Origin of the sequence: Paenibacillus phyllosphaerae (assembly GCF_014192105.1) — a bacterium.
Lineage (GTDB): Bacteria > Bacillota > Bacilli > Paenibacillales > Paenibacillaceae > Paenibacillus_Z > Paenibacillus_Z phyllosphaerae.
This window is the reverse complement of the sequence record NZ_JACHXK010000016.1, coordinates 153,106-177,238: the sequence shown is the minus strand read 5'-3', so window position 1 is coordinate 177,238 and position 24,133 is coordinate 153,106. Positions and strand designations below refer to the sequence as shown.

Here is a 24,133-nt window from a genome sequence, read left to right as displayed (position 1 = left end):
TTAATGGTTACTTCCATTATACAACATTAACGCGGTGTCGTGTTAAATTCATTGAGCATAAGAAAGGCTGTCGAGACTTTCTCGACAGCCTGAAGCCATTCCTTCTGCCAGGAATGGCTTGTTCCTCTCTTAACCATAGAAAAAGGCCTGCCCGCAGGCAGACCCGAGTTATAACCCTATTTCATTCCAGTGCCTGATCGATGGAGAACGGTATCCCGGACCAAGCCTTCTTGGATGTCCAATCTGCTTGCCCATGCCAGAACGGGTGCTCCGAGGGAAGGCCGAGCGGCAAGAACACCGTCGCGCACAAATACAGGCTGCCGGTGGATATATACCCTTCTCCAATATCCTCCTGATCGCCGCAGAAGCCGATCCTCAGCCAGCCATCCCGATCGAAGGTGCCGGGCGCCTCGATCATGCGGCGGATAACGGAAGTGAGGGCGCAGCGGACTTGGTTGGGCGCAATCTCCGCGGGCAGCCATTCTTGAAGCGCGGCCTGCGACAGCAGCTGAAAGGCGCCGAACCGGTACGCCAGCGAGCGCCCGATCGGAGGAAACGTCCCTTCGGGAGAGATCAGCCTCTCCTGCTGCGCCGCATGGCGAGCCGCCCGGCGGATGACGTCCGGCGTTAATCGGGACCACTCCGGAAACTTCGGTCCGATTGTCCGCAGAATATCGACGAGCATCGGTTGAATGACGAAGGCGTTATAGTAATCCCAATGGTGCGCCGGGCCATCCCCATAGACGCCGTCGCCCAAGTACCATTCCTCATGCTTCTTCAGCGCATAATCGATGCGCATCGGATCCCAATCGTCGCCGAGCAGATAGATCGCCGTCTCGGTCATCGCGGCGAACAACAGCCAGTTGCTATAAAATGGTTTTCTGGACCGAGTCGACTTCAAGCTATGGATCAGATTGCGCTTCACTCGTTCATCCAGCTGGCCGAGCAGCGCATTCGGTGCCCGGATGAGCGCATGGGCCAAGAATGCGGCATCGACAATCGGTTGCTCGCCGATCGCGAAATTCATGACATCCGGCGATACCGGATCCGTTGCCGCGTCAATGGCTTCTCTCGCCAAATGAGCCATCTTGCTGCGAAGCTCTTCTTCCTTACCGGACAAGCCATCTTGCTCCAGCCAAGGCGCCATCCCGGCCAGCAAACGTCCGAGCGCTTCCAAGTATGTATATCCGCCGCGATCATCCCGTTTGGCTTGAACGGGCATTCGTTGCTTCAGCTCTCGATTCGCAAGCGCCTCCAACACGGGACTTGCGATCTGCAGCATCCACGCTAACCATTGCTCTCGATCCATTGTCTCATGAACCACACGACGGCCTCCTGACTCCCGAATGATTGTACCTCCTCATTATAACCCCGCCAGAATGATGATTTGTTGTGCGATAATGTAGCTTAATTGCGCTGCAACTTCAGATGCAGCAACGGGAAGGGCCGGCCGGATCCATCCGTATCCGAACGGCCGGTCTTCACGAAACGATGCTTGGAGTAAAAGGCATAGGCTCCCTCGTTCTGCTCATTCACGTCGACTTCGAGCGGGAGTCCCTTGATGCTCTCCGCATGCCGGATCAGTGCGCTGCCAATCCCCCGTCCATGATAATCGGGATCGACGAACAGCATCTCGATCCGCATGTCGGCGAGCCCCATGAAGCCGACCGGAGTCCCGTCCTCCCCTCGCGTTACCCACAATTCGACCGCGCTTAGCGCATGTTCCCGCACCAGGCTGCGGTAGAATTGGATATCCGCCTCCGCCAGAAAGCCGTGGGTGGCCCGCACCGCACGTTCCCAGATGGCGGTGAGCAATTCATGTTCCTCCTGATCGGCTCGTGACAACGACCACCCGGCTTCCGAAGATTGCCCTGTCACGTACAAACAGGTGGGAATGTCCCGGTTGCGCGGATTCCTAAACTCCGTTTCGAGCCTCATCCCAAGCTTCTCGGCGACTCTCCTCGACTGAAGGTGGTCGACGGGCATATTCGCGCATATCCGGCTCAAGCCCAAGCGAAGAAACCCGTATTGAAGAAGCGACTCCGCAGCCTCCGGTCCATAACCATGCCCCCATTGGCTGGCATGGATGATATACCCCAAATCCCATTCCGGCTTCCCGTTAATCGGCATTAAGACCAGGCCCGCATCTCCCACATAGGCGCCATTCTGTTTGGCGAATACGCCTAGCCGACCGTAACCTTCCTGGTACCGCGCAATATTGCGCGACAGCCAATCGCGGCACTGTTCCAAGGTGAACGGCGCGGGCCAGAAACGCATGGTCTCGGCGTCCGACAACAACTCGTTCAGCCTCGTAAGGTCGTCCCAGACATAGGCGCGCAAGGTCAGACGCTCCGTCTCCAAAAATAGACTCATGTTGTTACCTCCATTCGTTATTGCTGCTCGTCATAGTCGATTGAATAGGCGTCGACCAGTTGAAGCAGCGCTTCCCGGATATTTCCTTCGAAACGTCCGCCGTGATAACAGATCAGCTCCTCGATCTCATAGTCGAGCAGCCGTCGGACGGACATCACGGCCTCGGCCAAGTCCAACGCATAGTGAGGATTGGCGATCGCGAGCCGCCCCTCTTCAATGACGGCGGCGTCACCTGCAATCAGCGTTCGCTGCTCAGGCAGATAGAGGGAAATATGTCCGGGCATGTGACCGGGTGTGTGAATAATCTCGACGCCGCCGCACCAGGGCAGCCGCTCCCCGCTCGTCACGATTCGGTCGACGCCGGCCGGTTCGACCGCGCGAAGCAGGTTCATGAACGCTTCGGCTTGTTCTTTTGCGCTTGCGGGCAGCTCGTCGTAGGAGGCCAGCGCCTGCGTCAGCCGCAGCGATTGCCTTGTACCGTTCAGATACGGCACCTCCGATTCGTGCGAGACGATCTCGATATGCGGATACTGCCGTTTCAACTCCGCAAGCGAACCGATGTGGTCCATATCGTGATGGGTGACGATCAGGCGGTTAACTGTCGCTAGCGTCGTCCCATGCTGCTCCGCCGCGGCTTGAAGCAACGGAACAAATTCCGGATATCCGCAGTCGACCAGAATGGTATCTTGCGCGTCTTGAATGAGCACGGGCGATATGGCGTGACGCTCTCCGCCGTGTGTGAATGCAATGTCCAGCACGTGTACTTTTGCCATATGGTAATTCTCCTTTTCTTTCTCGTTCTCGAGAGTGCCAATTATGCGGCCACAATCCCCCTCGCAGCAAAGCGCTAGTATGGAAAGTCGTCCCATTGAATCGGCGTAACCGTGTTGTGCAGCCAATCTTCGCGCAGAATCGCATACCCGATGGAATCATGGAGCTGACCGTCCGCTGATGGCCAAGCTTGACGGTGGACCGCTTCCTTCACGAAGCCAGCGTGATGTAAGACTTTGCGCATGGCATGGTTATCGAATCGCGTATGTCCTTCCAGCCGGGGTTTATCTTCATAGGTGGTGAACACGTATTCCACCAGCAACCGTAAGGCCGCCAAGCCATAGCCGCGTCCCCGGTAGCGTTCCGCGATCCGAAGGTCGAACATGGGGGTGGGGTCGCCAAGTTCAAACACGCGGACAAGGCCGACCCGTTGTTCCCCTTCATCGACCGCCCAGAACGTCTTTTTCCCCTCGTCGGAATGGTATCGGCCATTGGCAATCTGTTCTCTTACGGTCTCTTCCGTTAGCTTGGCCACGCCGTGAAACGGCCAGGATTCCCCTGTCAGGAATGCAATCAGATCCTCAGTCTCTGTAACCGGGCAAAACTCTCGTAAATGTAAGCTCATGTCATACTCCTTTTCATCATTTCGCGTTCGTTACATTAAATGGTAACAAAACCTGCTTATTCCGCCAATAGTCCGTTCGGGTATTACCGGAGAAACTGTCATTGGCTGCCGGTAACGTCATCCTCTTGTAAGGATACGTTTGCCCCTTTTTGCCATAACGGAAAAGCACCCCTAATAGTAGGACAACTATTGGAGGCGGACTTCAGCGTTCCGTATTCACCTTCTTTTGTCTTCGACACGGTTAACTAACTGCTTCTGTCCACGCGGAACGCGTGATTGCCGGCTCCTACCGTATAAACCGCATAATCCCCTTCCACCCGAGTCCACGATTGCCTGTCGGAATCGAATGGATACCGATCGCTGCCATGGCGAATCCTCATCGGACCGTCGGCGGGTACGTAAACATCCGCCGTGGCATTAGGGGGGATGGTAATCGTAAGCGCAAGTTCCGTGCGGGAGACCTGCCAGCTTGATATCACCATGCCTCGAACCGTGTGGACTTGCGCGCTTGCGTGCTCCATGTCTTCAGGTAAGTAAGGCTTGATTTTGATTCTTCTATATCCCGGCTCAAGCGGCGAAATGCCGGCGAGGTACTTATAGAACCATGTGCCCAGCCCGCCAGCCAGAAAGGCGTGGTTATTGGAAGAGCGGTTATCGGCAAAACTCTCGAATGCCGTGGTCGAATCGTATTCCTTAATCCAATAGCCCCAGCACCCTGGATTCGTATTGGTGACGAGGCCGTAGGCAATGTCATTCCTTCCGTTCTCCGCCAATGCGGCCAGAATGGCCGTGGCGCCCAGGCACCCCACCGTCATCGTCTTCCGGGTCTGAATATCTTCCGCGAGACTGTTGGCCACGGCGGCCTTGCATTCGTCTGGCACGAATCCCAGGTACAGCGCAAGGGCATTAGCCGTTTGGGTATTCGTGTCATAATAGCTGCCGTTCCTCAAGAATGCGGCATTGATGCCATCCCGTACGCTCAGCGCCAATCGTGCGTAGACTGCGGCATCTTCGGAATGGACTAGCTCTTCCGCGATCCGGGCCATCAATGCCAGACACCGGTAGTAGTAAGCCGTTGCCAGATAGGACTTGGAGATATCGGCCGCGCTGCCGAACCAGTCGCCGAACAGGAGGCTGTTGTGCAGGAGGTACCCGCTCTCCAGATGATGGCGGAAGGAATTCAGGCAGTTCTGCATCATCGCGTAGTGTTTCGATAAGAAGGCCTTATCGCCATAGGCCATGTAATAGTCCCACGGGATGAAAATGACCGCGGCCGCCCATGGCATATCAAGCGCGTACTCATGGCCTTCGCTCGGACAAATGAGGGGCACGATGCCGTTCTCCAATTGGCTGTCGGCGATATCGTCGAACCATTTGTCATAGAAGGCCGCCATGTCGAAATTGTAGCAATCCGCCTCGGAATGGCAGTGGGCATCACCTAGCCAGCCCTGCCTCTCTCGGGTTGGGCAGTCGTAGGGAACGGACACGAGGTTGGAGCGGAATGACCATACCGCGCCATGCTGCAGCCTGCTCAGCAGCTCGTTTGCGCAAGTGAATTCGGAGCCGTTCAGAATATCGCTATGAATCACCTTGGCCGTAATCCGATCTTCCGTCAGATTTCCCGGATAGCCGGAAACCTCGACGTATCTGAAGCCATGGCAGGAGAACGCCGGCTGATAGCTCTCTTCCCCATCGCCGCTTAACCTATATTCGTCATACTGTGACTGCGGGTCAGCCAGCCAGCCGGCCTCTATGCTGCCGGAATTAATCGTACCATCGGGGTTCAGCCCTTCCGCGTAACGAACGGTCACTTGCGTGCCCGCTTCGCCGTTCACCGTCAGGCTGATCGTCCCGAACAAATTTTGGCCGAAATCGACGACGTACGTGCGTTCTGCAAGCCGGGTCACGGAAACGGGCTCGATGGCTTGAATAGCTCGTATGGGCTGCAGCTGCGCGGTTAGCAGCAGGGGACCGGTGTCGGGAATCGGCCTGCCCCATAAGGAATCGTCGTAGCCGGGCATATCCCACCCTGCCGGGGCGAGCCTGGCGTCATAGGTTTCCCCCTTGCCCTCGGTTATGCTGCCACCTGCATAGCGCAAGGCGACGTATGGGCCTTTCTTGAGCCTTTTCCACGATTGGTCGCTGACGATCACTTCCGAGATGCCGTCGGCATACCGCAGGTCGAGATGGAAGATGACCTTGCGCGCATGCATCAATCCGATGGCATTCTCCCCAGGGCGGATAAGCTCCGTCACGTCGAACGTACGGTACAAGCCCCGTTTGAAGTGGGTCTGACCCGGACTGATCAGATCCTCGCCCACTTTCACGCCATTGATTCGCAGCTCGTAAGCATTCGCTTTGCTGCCGGTGGCGCCGACATATACCCTTGCCGATACAAGGGGAGCCAAGCTCTTGGTCGTAAAGGCTTTGCGCTCATAGTAGATGGCCGTTGGGCCGTTCGGGTATTCGCAGTTCAACCATCCGCACTGCCAGTCTTCGGCACGGAACATCCCGGTCTCGAAGTAAGTCGCCTCGCTCCACGGCGATTCCTCGCCATCCCGGTCCCATATTTTCACCTTCCACCAGTAGCGGGTTTTGGAGCCCAGCGCGGAACCGCCGTAGCTCACGGCATATTGTGCATCGGATTCAATCGTTCCGCTGTCCCACCTGTCGCCAATATGCCGGTCGAGCATCGAGCGGTCCGAAGCGACAAGGATCCGGTAGGCGCTTTGCATCGCGTTCGGTTTGTCGCTCTCCAGCTCCCAGCTTAGTTTCGGCTGCGGTTTGTCGACTCCCAAGGGCCTCGTCATATACTCGCATCGCAGATTGGCAAGCCTTCCTGCCGAGACGTCCGTAGTCGCATGAATCATTGCACGATCCCCCGTTTCTATCCGTTTTCAACCTTGAACGATACCGATTGCATCGGCCGATAACGCGTCATTCATCACGCAATGATAAGCGAAGATATACATGCCTGCCGACCAGGCCTGATTCGCCATGCCAGAAGGCATGCCGCTGCGGCCGTTCAGCCATTCGTTAAATTCCCACTCCTGCCGCTTCCCGATCTGATTGGCCTTCGCGAGGTTTTCCAATTCCTCCAGAGCAAAAGCCTTCTTGCCGGCTTTCATCAGCGCCGCGACATAAAACCCGCCGATGAACGGCCACACGCCCCCGTTATGGTATTGGTAGGGAAGGTTAAGATGCGCATTCCGGTAGTACTCTCGCCAATCTTTGTCCCCGGGCATGGTCGGCGGGTAGTTGGCCATGATCGGATAGGGCCGGTTCATCCCCGTTTCGATGAAGTGGTCGATAATGGAAGCCATTCGCGCCTCGTCCGCGATCCCGAATAGGATGGCTAAGCTGTTGCCGAGCGCATCGCAGTGGTAGCCGAAATCCCGGAACGAGACGTACGGCAAATAGAACTTGCCGAACCAATACGTTTCGCTGCTCATTCGGATGACCCGCAGCCATTCCTGACAATAGCCGTTCTCCCGGACGATTCGGGACCTCTCTTCCGCATCGCCCGGCCAGAGCAGTACATTCAGCTTGCGCTTCACGTCATCCGCCTTCCGCAGGCTTTCCCCGTCGTCTTCTCCGCACAGTCGTTGAATGCCGGCGAATTCGAGGAGCGCCTTGTAATACAGGACATTGTCGTACAGCACGTTTCCGCGGTTGGCATACAAGTCCCCCCAATCCGCGGCCTCCTGAATTTCCAGCAAACCGCAATTGTTGCTGTCCTGGTAGTCCAGCCAGAGCATCGCTTGGCGAATGGAATCCAGATGCTTTCGCAGAAAATCCGCATCCTTATAGCGCATGTAATAAACGCCATGGCCGATGACATACCAGGGATTGCTGTCTACGGCGCCCTGGTTGGCTTCGATGCCGGGCTTGTCGACATCGACGGATAACGGAATCATGCCAAGCCTGGACTGATAATCGGCAAGCGTGTCGAGCGTAACCCGGAACGATTGTTGAAAGTCCGGGTTATCGACAAGTGATGCACCCAGGAACGTGATCATGCTGTCTCTGGCAAATACCTGATTGTACCCCACGGCTTGCGCCGAGGCCTTAACGCCGATCGCATGCATGCACCGCTCGACGACTTGGATGGATTGCCGATAGGCTTCTTCAATTATGCTCATACAGCTCGACTCCTTCGTATGGCCAAGATAACCGGACTTCTTCCGGCCGGTTTAATGGGCGTTCTCATGAAGCGCGCGAATGACCAACTGCGGATAATAGACGCCTCTGCGTTCCGTGAATTGGATGGCGGCTACGCCCGTATGCTCGAACGAGAAACTGCCTACCGGGAAAGGCCGGACGCCGAGCAAGAAGTTCAGCAGGATGCCCAGCGAACCGCCATGGCCGAAGACGGCAACGGACAGCCCTTTGGCGTTCTCTTCCGGAACGAAACCGCCCATCCGGCTGTGAATGCCGATCCCGCTCAGTTCCTTTAGAAAAGGGGGAATGATTCTGGCGCACATGTCGTAGTACCCTTCCCCCATATCGGTTTTCCACGTCTCCTCGGCGTATGCGCCTCCGGTCTGCCGCTGCATCTGCTCGAAGACCGTGCTGGGCAGCTGCTCCAACTCGCGATTGGGCATCCACTCGTAGAGATAGGGCAGTATACGGATATCCGTCTTACGCCCGGCCAGGACGATTTCGGCCGTTTGCAGCGCCCGTCCATAGGGGGAGGAGAACGCATAGTCATAGGATTCGTGCTTGAGCGCCTCCCCGGTAGCTTCGGCTTGCGGAATACCGAATGCCTCCGATAGACACCCTTCTACGGGCTGTTCAGGGCATACGAAAGGATCTCCTGCCATATGTCCATGACGGATGAAGGTAAGTTTCATAGCACATACTCTCCTTTTCGATAGGAATACTGATGTCTAGCCGCAAGAAAGGCAATGAATGAAGTTTCAGCCCTCCACCCATTGCCGGTTGTCAACGTCTCCCGATCGCCTCGCTACGTGCCCGATAACTGGCTCTCGTATTGCTTATGCATCTTCGTCATGTATGCCTCTACCTGCTCGGCACCGGCTGCGTCAAGATCTCTCACGAACTTGGCGAACTCTGCCTCGAACTCCGCCTCGGATTTGGCCAGAATCACGGAGAATGCGTTCTCGTACAGACGCTTGTCAACAGCCTGCTGTTTGTTCAAGGTATCCATATCCGCGTCGGCCATGAGATCTCCGATCGTCGTGGCGTCGTACCAATAAGGACTAAGCGCCGTGTCCCTTTGCTGCGCTCTCGTATCGTTTGTCGCGATCGGATCGTCCTTCAAAATCCAGTAAGTTCCCCAGCTGGTTCTGCCGAGATCGGATCCTACAAGCCTGGCGTAATGGGCCATCCCGGTTTCTTGCTCGATGTTCACCTGCTTCTCGCCGGCCAGCCAGCGGTCAAGGTAAGACTGCTTCAGCGTCGGCTTGCCATCGACCATCTCCCACTGAATCCCTTCCGGTCCGTTCATCGCGAGGAAATTGCCCTCCTCCGTCGTCAAGTAATTGAGCAGCTTCATCGCCGCTTCCGGATCTTTGCATTTATCGGTAATGATAATCGCTCCGTTGCCTTTCTTGCTGACGGAGAATACGGCCGGTTTGTCGCCGGACGGGAACTTGAAGACGACGTTCTGGAAATACATCTTCTCGGCGTTAGGCAGCTTAGCGTCGGTATAAGTCTTCAGCACGTCGTAGGTCTGGTTCCAGCCGCCAATGTGAGCGGCGACACGAGCGGGATACAGTTTGGACTTCTGCCAGGTAGCATAGTCTTGCGTGAAAGCTTCGGGATCGATTAACCCTTCGCGATACAGCTTATTGTAGAACTGAAGCACCTCTTGCGCCCATGGTGCCTTGGCCCAGTATGTGATGGAATCGTCCGGTGCGATGTACAGTTTGGAATCGGCCGGCGAGCCCGCCATGGCAATCATGCCGAAGTAAGGGGAGCCCCAGTTGCGGTTGTACCCGCTGAGCGGATACATCGTTTGTCCGTCAGGCGTCTTCGGGTACTTTTCTTTCACGGCTTTCAAATAGTTGTACACGTCGTCGGCCGTCTCCATCTTCGGGGAACCGAGCGCCTCATAAATGTCCGTCCTCACCTGCAGGCTGTACCCGAATCCTGGCGGCGTTGCGCCTTCCGGCAGGTAAGAGTTCGTCAAGTGATAAATATTGCCGTCGCTCTGCTTGAGCAAATTAAGCGCGGAACCGTACTTCTTCTTCAGATCCCCGCCGTACGTCTCGATCAAATCGTTGAGCGGGATGGCGATTTTGTCGGCGATAACGCGGGCGGGATCGGAGAGCATAATGATATCCGGATAATCGCCGCTGGCTAGCGTCACATTCAATTTATCTTTGCCGACTCCGGAGTAGACGTCCCACTTCAGCTTGATGTTCAGCTTCTCTTCCAATGCCTTCGCTACCGGATTCTCCTCCCAGAACGGGTCACCCGTAGGGAAATTCGGCGTGCCTCCGGCGGAGTTCACAATCGACAATACGATGGGTTCCTCCTTCGTTTGCGTCTGCCCCCCATCATTCGATGAGACAACAGGTTCATTGGCCGAGTTGTTGTTGTTGCTGCATGCGCCAAGCACCGTAAAACAGACCATGGCCGCGGCGAGCGTGCTGATGATTTTGGATTGGCGTTTCATTCCGTTCATCCCTACCTTCGACTTTTTTTATCCTTTGACGGCACCAATCGTAAGTCCGCCGACAAAGTAACGCTGCAAAAACGGATAGATCAACATAATAGGCACCGTCGTGATGGTGATTGTCGCCATCTTAATGACCTCCGGCGTCAAGATCGATCCGGCTTGCTCCAGCCTAGCCGCTTGCGCAGGGTCCGTGGATTGAATTTGGGTCTCCATGAGGATTTTGACAAGCACCCCTTGGAGCGTGGCCAGATCACTCGAGCCCGAAGTGAACATGTACGTGTCGAACCAAGCGGTCCACTGCTGGACGCCGATCATTAAGGCGATCGTTGCCAGGACGGGCGTTGACATGGGAAGAATGATGCTCCACAAGGTTCGCAATTCGGATGCACCGTCGATCCTGGCCGATTCGGCTAAGGAAGCAGGCAGGTCCTCGAAGAACTGCCTCATTACCATCACGTTCCATACATTGATCGCCGTCGGGATGATGTACACGAGAAAACGATTGTACAGGTGCAGGCTTTTGAAGAGCATAAACTCCGGGATCAAGCCCCCAGAGAAATACATCGTGAAGATGAAGAAGAACAACATGCTTCTGCGCAGGAGCAGTTCGCGGTTAGCTAACAAGTAAGCCAGAATCGCCGTGCACAGCAACCCAAGAAGCGTACCCAGTACCGTTCTGGCGATGCTGATATACGTTGCATGCACTAGGCTGCTTTCATTGAAAATGGCCACGTACGCTTCAACCGAAAATTTGCGCGGCCAAAAATAGATGCTTCCTCTCATCGCATCCCTTGCCTCGTTGAAGGACACCACGAAGATGTTCCAGAAAGGAAATGCGGTTACGAATCCAACGAACAACAGGAATAGATAATTGAACAGATGAAATGCCCGTTCTCCCAAGGTTTGTTTCATGTCGAGCCCTCCATGACTCCTCGTCTCTGGCCCATTCTGCCTAGAAGATTCCCATTCTCAGGAATTTCCTGCATGCATAATTGCATAGCAGCAGCAGACCAAGTCCAACTGCGCTTTTGAATAATCCGACGGCCGCTCCGTAGGAGTAAGCGGCTTGCTGCAAGCCGTATTTCAGCACATACGTGTCCAGCACCTCGGAATGCGGCATATTCATCGGGTTTTGAAGAAACAGCTGCTGGTCTAGCCCGGCATTCAAGATGTAGCCTACACCGAAGGTGAAAAGCAGGATAATGGTAGGCAGGATTGTAGGCAGCGTAATATGGGTGATTTGCTTTAGCTTGCCAGCCCCGTCGATCATGGCCGACTCATACATCTGTTTATCGATCGATGTAATCGCGGCGATATAGATGATCGAATTCCACCCTACGTTCTTCCACACATTGAGTCCGGTTACGAGCGGCCAGAAATGATCCACCTCCCCAAGAAAATTGATCGGATCGTCGATCAGCTTCAGATTCAGCAAAAAAGAATTGACCGGCGCCTGCTCATCGATGGAGAAAATCGTCATCGCCATCCCCGCTACCACCACCCAAGAGATAAAGTGGGGCAAATAGGAAACGGTCTGAATGAACTTCTTGAACAGCGCGTTCCGAAGCTCGCAGATCAGAATGGCAAACACTATGGCCGCTACCGTGGAAAAAATAAGATTCAAGGTACTGATGACGAGGGTGTTGCGCATCACGACCGCGAAATCGGGGCTATTGAAAAAAGCGTTAAAGTAAGTGAAACCGACCCAATCTCCGCCAAAGGGCGTACGATACGAGAATTCCCGGAAGGCAAGCAGGGCGCCGTACATAGGCACATACTTAAAGATCAGCATGTAAGCAACAAACGGAATAAGAAGCAGGAGATATACCTTTTGCCTCTTTAATTTTGTGCGTAAACGGTGATTGTAGCTACCTGCTCCCTCGTCCGGTTTCCAACGGAACACTTTTGATTCTCTCAGGCGAATCCTCTCCCTAGCTCATGGTTATCCTCCTGCAGGTGACTTGTAATCCGGTATGTCCGACGTCGTTCATACTTCAATTATGGTGGGCGAGCGCGCTCTCTTCAATTTAAGGATTCATCGATTGATTGATAGATCCGTATACTTTGAGGCTGTAAAGAACCATACATACCAAACTTTTCGATAGATTACAAAACATTGGCCGTATATCGGCAACAAAAAAGCAGGGCATTCACGAGCTAGTGCAATTATCCCGAGAAAGAAACCCTGCTTATGGCAGTCAGCGCGCTTGCTGAGTAGCGCGATATGAAATTATCGTAAGGCGGCCTCTATTACCGCACCCGATGGTCACCGACGGAGAACGACAGCTCTACGATAGTCCCCGGATGTCCCTGGCGAACATGGATGCGGGCATTGCGGTAGTAAAGCTTAAGGCGCATGAACGTGTTCGTGACGCCGTACCCCACCTTGATGGCTGAAGTCTCACCATTGTTCAAGCTTTCCATGTAGGAGCCAAAGCTTTCCTTGGCGCCCATCCCGTCATCTTGAATCATGATCGCAATACGATCTTCCTGTTGGCGAATATCCACCATGATATGGAGGGCTTGTCCATGGATCCTGCCGTGAATGATGCTGTTCTCCACGAACGGCTGAAGCGTCATTTTACAGATCGCCAGGTCCTCCAGCCCCGGATCGACATGAACCGCCAGCATGATCTGATCGCTCAGACAGCAATTCTGCAGCGCGACGTAATGCTCGATCAGCTGAATCTCGGATTTCATCGCGATAAGATCTTTACCTTGGCTGAGCGCGATTTTGTAGAAGTCGCTCAGCAGATCGATGATTTGAACGATTTTATGTTCGCTTTTTCGGAAAGCCATCCATCTTACGGCCGATAGCAGGTTATACAGGAAATGCGGGTTCATCTGCATCTGCAAGTATTTGATTTCGCTTTCGACCTTCTGCCGTTCCGTCTTCGCGACATCGGCCGTAAGTCCATCGATCGTCTGCGCCATATGGCATAAGGTATGATCGAGGGCGGCGATTTCGCGAATGTAGGTACGATCCGGCGAGAGGCGCAGACGCCCCTTCTCGATGGCTTTCATTTTGCCGGCAAGCTTCTCGATGGCCGATGCGAATCGGGTGGAGAACACGATCGCCAACGCCACGCCGAATAGGATGAAAAATAGGGTGCATATCAAAACGTACTTGGCAATCGATCGCTTCTCTTTGCCTAGTTCATAGGCATCGTAAAGGATAACTGCCGTCAAAGCCCCATTGACTTTACCGTAATAGGAATAATAATCGTCTTGCCCCTGCTTCAACGTGGAATAGACTTGGTCGCTCTGCATATGCTTGTTCACGCCGGCCAGCGTTTCCGGGCTAAGCTGAATATCCGGGTTGGAGCTGAATACGGTTCTCCCTTCACTCAGCAGGTACATCAAGTATTTGGCATTCGGATCCCCTTTGTACAAGTTGCTCAATCGCTCCAAATTCATCTCGATGGCCAGAATTCCGCCGGGCAGATTGATATTGATGTACTTCAGCAAGAGAATGCTCGTACCTCCGCCCTCCTTCTCATACGTAACCCAAACGTTTTTCCCGCGAGCGTCGATCGCCTTTTTCATCAGATCCTGCCGGCTAAAGCTTTCGATGCTTCTAATATTTTTGCCATCCGTAATAAGTTCAGGATCCATTTTGTAGATGGTAATGCTTCGTATGTCGATATTCGTCGCGACATAGTTTTCGAATCGGTTGTTTATGCCGATAAACTGGTGGAATAGCGTGTAATCGACATTCCCGCCATAGGCAGACAGGAAGAGGTTCGCGACCGTAGAGTCGGAATAGATGTCGCTGGCAATCAATTCGCAGCTTTCCATAATGTTCGCAAGGCCATTGAGCGCCTGGGACGTGGCATAATGCATAAACTCTTCGTTTTGTTTATTAACGGTCTGGTTAAGGCGGCCGTATAAGATGGAACTGATGGTCGCGGAACAGATGAGGACGGTGAGGATATTGAAGGCGAGTATAAGGTGAAAGAATTTGAAGCCGTCGTTCTTTATGCGGAATCGTAGTCTATCCATGGTCCGGTACGCTCCATTAACGTTTGCAGGTTTACTTGAATTTGTTCCGATATTCCCCCGGTGTCATTTTCATGTAGTTTTTGAACACGATGCTAAAGTAGGTGCTGTTCTCGTACCCCACCATCTCGCCGACCTCGTGGACTTTATAACGAGTCTCCTTCAGCAACTCTTTGGCCTTGGACAGACGAAGGTTCGTCAAGTATTCCTGGATGCTGATTCGCATCTTATTCTTGAATATGATTCTTAGGTAGTTGGGACTCAAATAGACCCTTTCCGATAAGGAGCTGAGCGTGATCGGATGCCGGTACTCCTGATTTAGAATCGTCAAGATTTCGTTGATGATGTAGTCGTCTTTATTTTGCTTTTTTCTGCACATATAGGAAGCAACGGACGTCAGCGTCTTACTGGCTAATTGAAGGATGTCCGGGATCGTCTTAGCGCTGATGATCTGCTCGTACAGCTCCCTTTCTTCTCCCGCCATTCTGTCGAGATTCTCTCCCACGTCTGCCAATTGCTTGGAGAGGTTGGAGAATAGCAAAATAATGAGGCTTTGAACGCGGACGAGGGGGTGATCGGAAATAACCTGCAGTTCATGTACCAGCTTACGAAGCTCGTCCTCGACGTTCTCACCCTTCATTACAAGGTCAATCAGCTGCGCGATGGCCGCTTGAAGGTCGTAAGGCCCCGCTTGCAACGAGATGGCTTCCGAATCGTGACAGCCAGAATAATGAACGAGATGACCATATCCCAGCTTTACCTTGCGGCTAGCGGCGAAGCTCGATTGCTTGAACGCTTGGTGTAAATCATCCAGATTGGCGAAGAGATCGCTCACGCCAATCATATACTTACAGTTGATTTCTTCAGACACGAGCCGCATTCCTTCTGCGATATCGGCGATAATCTTCGTTCCTTCCTCTCCTACCGGCACGAGGGTATGTAGCAGAACTATGATCCTGTTCCCCGATATTTTCATAACTAGCGCATGCTTCGAGCTGCTGATTCTTTCCAATTGGTGCATGACCACATGGAGCAAATTCGTGTTCTGGAACAGATCCGACTCCACACCGAAATCAAGTTCGACCACGGCTAACTTATACATGCCGATCATGCTCAGCTTCAGATCGTTCGCATGCATGGACAATGATTTCATATCGCGGGCGTTCTTGCCCGTTACGATTAATTCCTCCAGGAACTTGGTTTGCAAATAACGGAGGTTATCGTTAAACTGCTCGACCATCTTGTTATGCGCGATACTCGTGAGCTTCTCGTCGACCAACATCGATGTCGCTTTCTTAATGACGCTGATTAACTCCTCCTGCTTGAGCGGCTTGATCAGATAACTGCACGCTCGCACTTCCATCGCCTCCTGAAGAAGGCGGACGTCTTCGTGTCCGCTGGAGAAGATGAATTTGGTCTGCGGGAAAAATTTCATAATATATTGCGCCATCTCAATACCGCTCATGCCCGGCATCATCACGTCGCTGATGATGATATCAGGTACGATCGCTTTCGCTTTTTCCAATCCATCCAAGCCGTTGTACGCCGTTTCCACCTGCCGGATCCCAAGCACGTCCCAGTCGATATAATTCTGCAAGGCATGTCGTTCGAAATCGTTATCTTCCACAATCAACAGTTTGACCATTGGGCAGCATACCTTTTCTTAGGAAGTGTCATTCCTTCATCGTAACGCAGTTCTGTTAACTTTATATTTGGTCATTGTGGATGGCAGGTAAATAGGCCTCTGGCACTGATATGCGTTCTAGAAGCGAATATGAAGATCGACCCGCGTAAGCAGCTCCCTGATCCGCGACAGCTCAAAATATTCGACTGGCACTTCGCCTGCGGCATACCGTCGGTGCTTATTGAAATAACCGAAGTACAGCTTTCTGAAGATGGCTTGCAATTCATCAAGCTCGAACAGCTTCACTTGCTGGACCGTTCCCCCTACTTCGATACTCAGTTCGGCATCCACGCTTAACGAACAATGAATGACCCCGGAAAACGACGTCTTCAGCAGGCTAGCGCCGATCCAATACTGTCCCTCTGCCGGGTTGCCACCCTTCGTCACCTGCACAGTCAGCGCTGATGTGAACGCTCGATTACGAAAGGGAGCGTTGCGAATATAGACCGGATTCGTAATCGCCACATTGCCGGCTGCATCATAACATTTGGCAACCAGATAGCTGTCTTCACGGACGGTCAGCCTCTCCTTCTGGTCAAACACGTCCTGGACGATGTCATATTCCTTCCACACCTTGCCACCTAGGATGAGCTCCATTTTACGCAATGGCGCCTCGTAACAGCGGTAGGCTTCGACCTGGACGATAAAGGCCTCATCCGCTTCGTAATTCAGGACCGCGCCCGGGAGATGACCATTCACGTCCAGAAGGACGATGGGACCTGTGGAGACGATGTTCCGTCCTGCTTTTATCGATGTACATAAGGCATCCAGATTGAACGCCTCCAGATAGGTATACGTTTTGAACGCCAGATGCTTCGACTGATTCGAGTCGAAGGTATGATCCGTTTCGGCCACCCCAGGCATGTAATATCCGTTGTTCAACACCTCATACCATAGGTTCTGGTAATGCACATGGTCGCTGTCGTAGCCCATGATCACCATTGCGTCGATCGATCCCGCCAATATCTCGAAACCTAGCGTTGCCGCGATATTGGAGATGAATTCCTCTCCCTGGTACCACCAGCTCGTCGAGTGAGCCGCGACCGCAACGGAGTTCGCGCCCCGCTCTTGTTGAAGCGCCTCATAGGGATAGAGGATGTCGTACTTCGGCTCGTCGCCTATCTTGGTGAACAGCCAGGGGTCCCATGCCCGGTCGTAATGCTTGCTGTAGGGAGGCCTCTGATCATAGTTCAAGAGAAACATATGCCCGTATCGGCATTTGACGATTTCGTTGCCAATATCCAGGATGAAATGGTCATTACCGGCTTCGGCAATAATCGAGGCGTACTTCTCCCTGTAGGGAACCTGATCAGCGGGGATATGCCCATCCCGATCTTGAAGATGAGTCTCCAGATCATAGGGCGATCCTGCAAAAAAGATGTTGAAATCTTCGCCCTTCATGATGGTCGAGGCTTGTTCAAGATTCCCGTCAGCCGACCTTACATTGCGAGAAACGTGGGAATGAGCATCGAAGGAATAGAGACCGAGGCTTCGCGTGTCAATAATCGGCTTTAATGTGACGTTCAGCACGACATCCTCCTCATCAACGGTGAGCTCTTCCTTCGCCGGCCAATACAGCTTTCCCTTATAGACTTCGATCCGATATCGGCCGGGCGCAAGTTCCAATTCGAATTGTCCGTTGCCATATACGGTAGCAATTGTATCGCCATCTGCAAGCGCAGTAGCGGTTTGCTTAAGAGCAATGACTTTCATTTTGCAAGAGACCGAATCTTGATTATCGTTGTACGCATACACGTATAATTTCATCGTATTTCTCCTTCGCGCTATGATCTATTCATTCATTATAAAACCGCGAAACTTAGGCCTTCCATTCAAAAATCGATCGAAACATCCATCTATCATTCACACTTCTGCTCCGGATTTGCGATTCATCTCAACATTTTCGATAGATCTGAACATGGAGTAGATAAGGGGTCTCCGTCAGTACAATGGAATAACCAACAGCAAAAAGACCGCTCCCACCCGGAGCGGCCCTCACCTTTGCTGCTTGTTATGCGATTACTGCCAATTCATAATTTGCCTTGCCATGATCGTCAGGTCGACGATGTCGATCTTGCCGTCTTGGTTAAGATCGGATGCCTTCACGGACTCCCAGTCCGGATCCGCATTCGTCTTGCCGTAAGCTCGGGCCATCATGGCCAAGTCGCCGACGCTTAAGCTGCCGTCGTTATTGTTGTCGCCCGGGACGTTTACGACGACCGAAGCTTGGAAAGACTTCAATGCCTGATCCAGCGCCGAGATCGCCTGCGCTACCTGTTCGCCGGTTGCCGCATGATCCGCGAATACGGTCTTCGCTTGGTCGATAGCCGCTTGGAGCAGCGCCTTCGAACCGACAGGATAATTACCGATCTTGCTGCCTTCTACGGCAGCGTCATGAATCTGTTGCGCGTTGGCAATCAACGCTTCCAGCGCCGCCTTGTCGACCACGGCAGCGATCGCAACCGACAGGGACCGCTCAGGAAGACTCGATTCCGTACCTTCGCCATTCGCCTTCGTTACGGCCACCGTAATCGCCGCGCTGCCTTCCGCGCTTGCCCGTGCTTTGAACGTCAGCTTAATCAGCTTGCCGTTCGGGTCCGTCTGCCCTTCGCCGACATGCACGCCAAGGATGCGAAGCTGACCCGGCTGCGTTACCGCATGCTCCACGACGAGAAACTTCGACTCGTCGGCCGAGTTTACGCCGACGAATTCGAGCTGATCGGCATTGAAGCTGACCCTAATATCTTGGGCATATACGTCTTCATCAACAGCAGCCAATCCGTATTCGATATCGAACGCATGGCCGCCAGCCGTCACCTTCGCCGGTCCGCTAAGCTGAGCGGATGGAACGCTCGATACTTCCTCCATTGCGTAGCCATATTCCTGCTGCGGCTGCCATTGGTCGCTACCCGAGAAAATGTTGCCGACCGTATAAACAGCGGCCTCCTCGGTTGTCAGCTGTCTCGCCCACGTGTATCTGCTCTTCGGATCGGCGCCCGGGCCGTAGCTGGCATATTCCCCGTAACGCGCCGTGCGTTCGTTATTCACGTTGCCCCAGTTATTCCAACCCGTTGGCGCGATATGCCCGCCCAGGTAGCTGTTGATATAGATGACGTTGGCGTCTCCGCGCCATGGGCGGCCAAGCGCGACGCCGGTTACGCCTTCCTCCGCCGTAATCCTGCTGTTCAAGAACACGTAGCCGGTCTTGCCCGCCCCGGTGGAAGCCGCAGTCACGTAACCGCCGCCGACACTGTGGATAATGCTGTTATCGAATAAGGCGGTCGCGTTGCCGAAGATAAAATCGACCGTTCCCTCGATGTAGCTATCCATATAATAGTGACGTCCATTGTTCGCATACAGCGTATCTTGATGGCCCCGCAGGCTGACATCGCGGAACGTCAGCCGGTCCGCATTCGCATACAGCGCAACCGCTTGGCCTGCGCTGATGCCCGCGTCGTTCTGAATCGTCAGATGCTCGCCCGTGAATCCGCTGCCCTGCACGCGGAAGCTGTAGCTGTTCGACGTGCCGAGCGGATTGCCGTTCGCGTCCAAGGTGCTGGCGGCGTCGCCGTAGACGAGCACCGTCCCTTCCCTGCTTTCGCCGATCATGCGGACGTTCGTCTTCGACGAAGAGAGATCCAATTTCTCGCGATACGTGCCGTTCTTGATCTTGATGATCGTCGGTGCGGAGCTGTTATTCGGCACGGCGTTGATCGCATCCTGCACTTTCGTATATTGGCCGGTGCCATCCGCTGCAACGGTCAGGACAGTCGCAGGAACTTCGCCGACAATCGCCGAAGAAACACCCTCTCCTGCTTCGTTCGCCGCCGCGACCACGTAATAATAGGTCTGGCCATTCGTTAATCCCGTATCGGTAAAGTTGCTGTCCGTCAGATCCTGAGCAACCGCCGTGAAGGGTCCTGCAGGGGTTTCGCCGCGTTTGACCGTATAAGATGTTGCCCCGGCAACCGGATTCCAGCTCAGCGTGATTTTCCCGTCGTCAGGAACGGCGCTCAGACCAACCGGCGCAGCTGGCGTGCCGTCGTTAGCGGCCAGTCGAACGCCGGCTGCCCGCGAATCCAGGCTGCGCGTCGCTTCATTCGCCGCGGTTACCTTGTAATAGTGCGCCGATCCAGGGGCTAACCCCGTATCCGTATACGTTGTACCCGTAACGTTGTCCGCAATTAGCGTGTAAGGGCCTGCGACCGAATCGGCACGTTGCACCTGATAGAAGGAAGCACCGGTTACGTTCTCCCATTGCAAGTCGACGGTGTGCGTTGCCGGACTAACCGTGACGACCGGCGTGTTCAGATTCGCTGCCGGCGTGACCGCAACCGAAGCGGAATTGTCGCCCTCCCCGCCGATGCTGGATGCGGATACCGCATAGTAATAGGTCGTTCCATTGTCCAATCCGCCAGCTCGGAATGTGGTCGCCGTGACTTCCGAAGCTACCGTCTCGAAGGGGCCTTCCGGATTCGCGCTTCGCTTGACGGAATAGTGAATCGCATTGTCGACGCTCTGCCAGGCCAAGTCAGCCTGCGCGCTGCGGGGTGAGGCCGCAAGGCCAACTGGCGCTTCGGGCTTCACGGCCGCAGTCGACGGCGTCACGACGGCTTGATTGGACGCAGGGCTCTCGCCCGTAGCGCCAACGGCCGTTACCACGTAGTAGTAGGTGACGTCGTTCTCTACCGTCTCATCGATATACGTCACGTCGGTTACGCCGGAAGCGACCGTCTCGTAAGGTCCGCCGTCCGTCGTCCCTCTCTTGATCGTATACGTAGAGGCGCCTTCGGCAGCCGTCCAGCCCAGCTGCACTTTGCCGTTGCCGGGTACGGCGGACAGACCGTTCGGACTTTCTACCGGCTCGACATAAACTTTGAGGTTATCGTAATAGATCGTGCCTTTGCCCGTGCCAGGCGTCTTGGCCGAGATCCGGCCGATCCCTGTTGTCCGAAGGTCGGACTCGAGCGGCGCATTGTCTTCCACCAGTTTGTTGTCGATATAGATGTCGGCCGTTTGGGCGGCGACATTCGCGACCACTTTCAAGGCATACCACTGGTTATTCGCGGGCGGATCGATGAGCTTGTAGTCCGCGCCGTTCTTCTTATAGATCAGCGTATAATTCGATTCCGCGGCAGGCGCGGTCGGCTTGCGGAGCTGGAGCGACAGCGCCGTCTTGGTGCCGTTCTCGTCCTGCAGGTTCAGGACCGTAGACGTTCCCGGCCAGCCCGGCGAGGTTATGTCGACTTCCAGTACAAACTTACCGGTCTGCGGCGCGAACTTCCGGAAGAGCTCCGAGCTGCCGACGCCATTGTCATAGAGAATTAAAGCTTGGTCGGACGAGTTGCCGGTCGTACCTGTAGGAACTTCGGCTGCCGCCACTTTGTGGTCGGCATCTTGCGGATTCGGCAGGAACGTAAACCCGGTCGGCGTAGTGCCCAGCTCCGTATCTTCGAAATCCTCATCAATATAGTAGACCGTCTCCGGCGTGCCAGTTGGCGTCGCTTCGACGATGGCCGAGTTAAAGCTCGTGCCTTTCGAATTCTGAGCCGTCACGTAATAGTAATAGGCTTTGCCCGGGATGAGGTTGTTGTCCGCGTAGGCGGTTGCGGTTACCCCTGCCGCGATCTGCGCGAAAGGTCCGCTCGGAATCTCGCTGCGGTGCACATTGTAGCCTTCCGCCGGGGCAACTTGGTGCCAGGACAGGTTAACGGCCTTGTCGGCCGCTTCAGCTTTCACTTCGGTCGGCGCCAGCGGGAAGTCCGCGTCCAAGGCATGAACCGCGGCTTGCGAGAAGACCGACGTATTGTATTTATCCACGTCGTCATCCGCTTTGGAGGCATCCGCCGCCAATCCGAAGTAGACCGTCTCCCCCATCGGAATCTCGGTCGCATCGACGACGGACCAATCGGCGCCATTCTCGGACACGAGAGACGTGAACTGATTGCCTAACCGGACCAGCTTCACCCAGTAAGGGGTGTTCAGAAAAGCTTCCGGTTCCACCCGCGTCACCTTATCGCCGTCGTTCAACCGCTGCAGCGCGATGCTTTTCTTGCCGTATTTGACGAAAGACATCATGAGCGACGCGAATTTGGCGGATGGCGCGAGGCTGTCCCGGATCATGACGCCGGCTTCCGCCTCGTCGTCCGTCCCCGTAATGCGCTCGACGCGTGCGACGACTTCGCCGTTGCCGGTCAGCTTTTGATACGCATAATGGAACCGGTCTACGGTGCCGTCGATATCTCCCGCGGACTTCACCGTTACGTCAGAGGCCGTCTCGCCGAGTTGCGTATGGCCTTTGATGCCAGGCGAACCGATATCAGCAGACTTCCAAGGCTCCGTGCTGCCTTTCTTGTTCACATGAATGCCCACGTTGCTCGATTGCGTAGAGGTGCCCGTATCATCGATTGCCCGTACGGTTAAGTAATAGCTTCCGTCCTGCACATTCTTCCATTCGTACGAATAGGGAGCTGTGGCGTCTTCGCCGAGCTTAAGATCGTTCAAGAAGAACTCCACCTTCGCTACGGATCCGTCAGGATCAGCGGCCGTGGCTTCGATGTTAACGGTCGAGCCCTCCGTCACCGTGGTATGGTCAGCCGGAGATACGATGGCCGCCTCAGGGTTGAGCGAACCATTGCCTACGATTCCGTTCAAATAGTGCTCGAGATTCGTATAACCGGATGCATGGATGCCATTGCGGTCGGCAGCATCGATCGGGTTCAAGCCATTGGCTGTTTCCCAATCATTCGGCATGCCGTCATGGTCGTCGTCCGCGAGCGTCGACACGTTCTCCGGGAATTCGAGATAGCCGCCGACTTCTTTCTGCGAATTGATATGCCGGCCTCCGCGGTCCTTCACTTCTTGCACGACCCTCGCGTCGATCGCATCCCGCTTCGGCAAGATCGCACCCGCTGATGCGAGCACCTTCTCGTAAGCCGCTTCCGCGCTGTCCGGAACGGGCGGATTCGGCATCTGAACAGGCTCGGTCAGCACCGATTCGGGATTGGCGACATCGCCGACGCCTTTCCAATTGTCCGCCGTAACTTCCGGAGAGCCATCCATTACGTTGCCGTCAATGAAGATTCGCGTATCCGCGCTTACGCCCACGAAGACTTGGTCGCGTACGGAACGATACGTACTCGGGCCATATTTGTAATAGTTGTTGCGCAGGTTGTAGTTGCCTTGTTCGCCGCCATAGGACGAGAAGAAACCCCAGTCATAGATGGTATTGTTGTACATGTCCGTCGGAAAATCGGGCGAACCGGCGAACCGCGGATTGCGGCTGACATTATGGGCGATCAGATTATGATGGAACGAGGCGTTATTGCCGCCCCAAATACCGGCATACCCGTGCCTGCCCTTCTGATGGGAGGTCATCAGCATGCTCTCGGAGATAATGGAGTATTGGACCGTCGTGTTTTCGTTGACGTACATGCTGAGTACTTCGTCGACCGACCAGCTGAACGAGCTATGGTCGATGATAATATCTTTATGGTAGCGGCCGCCGAAGGCATCGTCTTCGCTCGGATACCGATCCCCCAACCGGAAACGCATATACCGGACGATGATGTTATCCGCTTCGAAGTAGGTCGCGTAGTCCGAGACCGTTACGCCATCTCCAGGCGCCGTCTGTCCGGCGATCGTCAGGTTGGAGCCCGTTATTTTGAGCGGCGACTGCAGATGAATGGTGCCTCCTACCCGGAAGACGACGGTCGTATTGCTCCTGCTGACCGCTTCCCGCAGCGAGCCCGGTCCGGAATCGGCCAATGTCGTCACTTCGTATACCTCTCCGCCCCGGCCGCCGGTCGTGTACATGCCTCCTCCTTCGGCGCCTGGGAATGCAGGCAATGCGAGCGTCGCCGCAGACTGCGTCGTATCAGCTGAAGTTATGCCGGCAAACATCGTGGAGACCATGGATACTGCCAAAGCCACAGGTAAGATCTTTCTCAACAGCTTCAGTCCTCCTTAAGTTCGAATGGTGTTCTACCGTTCCATAAGCCGTAAATCCATTGAGGCGTACGTGCATCACCCCTTT

General features: G+C 54.5%; 14 protein-coding genes and 1 pseudogene. All 15 read right to left on the bottom strand.

Annotated elements, in window-relative coordinates; translation table 11 throughout:
* Positions 1 to 181: 181 nt before the first annotated feature.
* Positions 182 to 1,309 (bottom strand): DUF2264 domain-containing protein, encoded by a 1,128-nt coding sequence (locus tag FHS18_RS25630; protein WP_183603249.1) that lies wholly within the window; start codon positions 1,307 to 1,309, stop codon positions 182 to 184.
* Between the two features lie 98 nt (positions 1,310 to 1,407).
* Positions 1,408 to 1,845, bottom strand: coding sequence for an acetyltransferase (locus FHS18_RS34645; RefSeq protein WP_246427909.1), 438 nt, complete (start codon positions 1,843 to 1,845; stop codon positions 1,408 to 1,410).
* 99 nt (positions 1,846 to 1,944) lie between these two features.
* Positions 1,945 to 2,373, bottom strand: a pseudogene (locus tag FHS18_RS34640) (GNAT family N-acetyltransferase); the annotation flags it as partial.
* 17 nt (positions 2,374 to 2,390) lie between these two features.
* Positions 2,391 to 3,146, bottom strand: coding sequence for an MBL fold metallo-hydrolase (locus FHS18_RS25620; protein ID WP_183603234.1), 756 nt, complete (start codon positions 3,144 to 3,146; stop codon positions 2,391 to 2,393).
* A 74-nt stretch (positions 3,147 to 3,220) separates the two neighbouring features.
* Positions 3,221 to 3,769 (bottom strand): GNAT family N-acetyltransferase, encoded by a 549-nt coding sequence (locus FHS18_RS25615; RefSeq protein WP_183603233.1) that lies wholly within the window; start codon positions 3,767 to 3,769, stop codon positions 3,221 to 3,223.
* A 245-nt stretch (positions 3,770 to 4,014) separates the two neighbouring features.
* Positions 4,015 to 6,639, bottom strand: coding sequence for an alpha-L-rhamnosidase (locus FHS18_RS25610; RefSeq protein ID WP_183603232.1), 2,625 nt, complete (start codon positions 6,637 to 6,639; stop codon positions 4,015 to 4,017).
* Between the two features lie 27 nt (positions 6,640 to 6,666).
* Positions 6,667 to 7,911, bottom strand: coding sequence for an amylo-alpha-1,6-glucosidase (locus FHS18_RS25605; protein WP_183603231.1), 1,245 nt, complete (start codon positions 7,909 to 7,911; stop codon positions 6,667 to 6,669).
* Between the two features lie 51 nt (positions 7,912 to 7,962).
* Positions 7,963 to 8,622: a histidine phosphatase family protein gene (locus FHS18_RS25600; RefSeq protein WP_183603230.1), complete on the bottom strand. Its 660-nt coding sequence runs from the start codon at positions 8,620 to 8,622 to the stop codon at positions 7,963 to 7,965.
* Between the two features lie 113 nt (positions 8,623 to 8,735).
* Positions 8,736 to 10,412 (bottom strand): extracellular solute-binding protein, encoded by a 1,677-nt coding sequence (locus tag FHS18_RS25595; protein WP_183603229.1) that lies wholly within the window; start codon positions 10,410 to 10,412, stop codon positions 8,736 to 8,738.
* 27 nt (positions 10,413 to 10,439) lie between these two features.
* Complete coding sequence (locus FHS18_RS25590) at positions 10,440 to 11,327, bottom strand: carbohydrate ABC transporter permease (protein WP_183603228.1); 888 nt, start codon at positions 11,325 to 11,327, stop codon at positions 10,440 to 10,442.
* Between the two features lie 40 nt (positions 11,328 to 11,367).
* Positions 11,368 to 12,207 carry an ABC transporter permease gene (locus FHS18_RS25585; RefSeq protein WP_183603227.1) on the bottom strand — a complete coding sequence of 280 codons (840 nt, stop codon included), beginning with the start codon at positions 12,205 to 12,207 and terminating at the stop codon, positions 11,368 to 11,370.
* Positions 12,208 to 12,665: 458 nt separating this feature from the next.
* The gene (locus FHS18_RS25580; RefSeq protein WP_183603226.1) at positions 12,666 to 14,417 is read right to left on the bottom strand and encodes a sensor histidine kinase; all 1,752 of its coding nucleotides are present in this window, start codon (positions 14,415 to 14,417) and stop codon (positions 12,666 to 12,668) included.
* A 31-nt stretch (positions 14,418 to 14,448) separates the two neighbouring features.
* Positions 14,449 to 16,059 (bottom strand): response regulator transcription factor, encoded by a 1,611-nt coding sequence (locus FHS18_RS25575; protein WP_183603225.1) that lies wholly within the window; start codon positions 16,057 to 16,059, stop codon positions 14,449 to 14,451.
* A 117-nt stretch (positions 16,060 to 16,176) separates the two neighbouring features.
* Positions 16,177 to 17,865 (bottom strand): CehA/McbA family metallohydrolase, encoded by a 1,689-nt coding sequence (locus FHS18_RS25570; RefSeq protein ID WP_183603224.1) that lies wholly within the window; start codon positions 17,863 to 17,865, stop codon positions 16,177 to 16,179.
* A gap of 252 nt (positions 17,866 to 18,117) precedes the next feature.
* Positions 18,118 to 24,048, bottom strand: a complete 5,931-nt coding sequence (locus tag FHS18_RS25565) for a pectinesterase family protein (RefSeq protein ID WP_183603223.1) — start codon at positions 24,046 to 24,048, stop codon at positions 18,118 to 18,120.
* Positions 24,049 to 24,133 lie beyond the last annotated feature (85 nt).